Source organism: Nocardia brasiliensis IFM 10847, assembly GCF_000710915.1.
In the GTDB taxonomy this organism is placed as follows: Bacteria; Actinomycetota; Actinomycetes; order Mycobacteriales; family Mycobacteriaceae; genus Nocardia; species Nocardia brasiliensis_A.
In genome coordinates this window covers 1-1,365 of the sequence record NZ_BAUA01000105.1, presented here as the reverse complement: position 1 = coordinate 1,365, position 1,365 = coordinate 1, and the positions used below count along the sequence as shown (strand labels likewise).

General features: G+C 64.2%; 1 pseudogene. It reads left to right on the top strand.

Features of this window, described 5'->3' with window-relative positions:
• Window positions 1–240 precede the first annotated feature (240 nt).
• Window positions 241–1,365 (top strand): annotated as a pseudogene (locus tag NBRGI_RS22300) (DNA-directed RNA polymerase subunit beta'); the annotation flags it as partial.

Here is a 1,365-nt window from a genome sequence, read left to right as displayed (position 1 = left end):
GGTGCTGTCTTCGGACGGCGCCGCGATCGAGATGCGGGACGGCGACGACGAGGACCTCGAGCGCGCGGCGGCGAACCTGGGCATCAACCTGTCCAGGAACGAAGCCGCCACCGTCGACGACCTGGCGAACTAGGCGGTAAGTGCGAATGTCGTTTGTTTCCAACGACATTCGCACCCCGCGTTCCACCAACTAGTGAACTTTTTGCTCGAATTCGACCCTTACAGGGGAAAGGAAGTTACGTGCTAGACGTCAACTTCTTCGATGAACTCCGGATCGGCCTGGCCACCGCCGACGACATTCGCCAGTGGTCCTTCGGCGAGGTGAAGAAGCCGGAGACCATCAACTACCGCACGCTCAAGCCAGAGAAGGACGGCTTGTTCTGCGAGAAGATCTTCGGTCCCACCCGGGACTGGGAGTGCTACTGCGGCAAGTACAAGCGCGTGCGCTTCAAGGGCATCATCTGTGAGCGCTGTGGCGTCGAGGTGACCCGTGCCAAGGTGCGCCGTGAGCGGATGGGCCACATCGAGCTGGCCGCCCCGGTCACCCACATCTGGTACTTCAAGGGCGTGCCCTCGCGCCTCGGGTACCTGCTCGACCTGGCGCCGAAGGATCTGGAAAAGATCATCTACTTCGCCGCCTACGTCATCGTCGGGGTCGACGAGGAGCTGCGCCACAACGAGCTCAGCACCCTCGAAGCCGAGATGGAGGTCGAGAAGAAGGCCGTCGCCGATCAGCGCGACGCCGACCTGGAGGCCCGCGCCCAGAAGCTCGAGGCCGACCTGGCCGAGCTCGAGGCCGAGGGCGCCAAGTCCGACGTGCGTCGCAAGGTCAAGGACGGCGGCGAGCGCGAGATGCGTCAGCTGCGCGACCGGGCCCAGCGTGAGCTGGACCGGCTCGACGAGATCTGGACCACCTTCACCAAGCTGGCCCCGAAGCAGCTCATCGTCGACGAGGTGCTCTACCGCGAGCTGATCGACCGCTACGGCGAGTACTTCACCGGCGCCATGGGTGCGGAGTCCATCCAGAAGCTGATGGAGAACTTCGACATCGACGCCGAGGCCGAGAACCTGCGGGAGACCATCCGCAGCGGCAAGGGCCAGAAGAAGCTGCGTGCGCTCAAGCGGCTCAAGGTCGTCGCGGCGTTCCAGACCAACGGCAACTCGCCGATGGGCATGGTGCTCGACGCCGTTCCGGTGATCCCGCCGGAACTGCGCCCGATGGTTCAGCTCGACGGTGGCCGCTTCGCCACCTCCGACCTGAACGACCTGTACCGCCGCGTGATCAACCGCAACAACCGCCTCAAGCGACTGATCGATCTGGGTGCGCCCGAGATCATCGTCAACAACGAGAAGCGGATGCTGCAG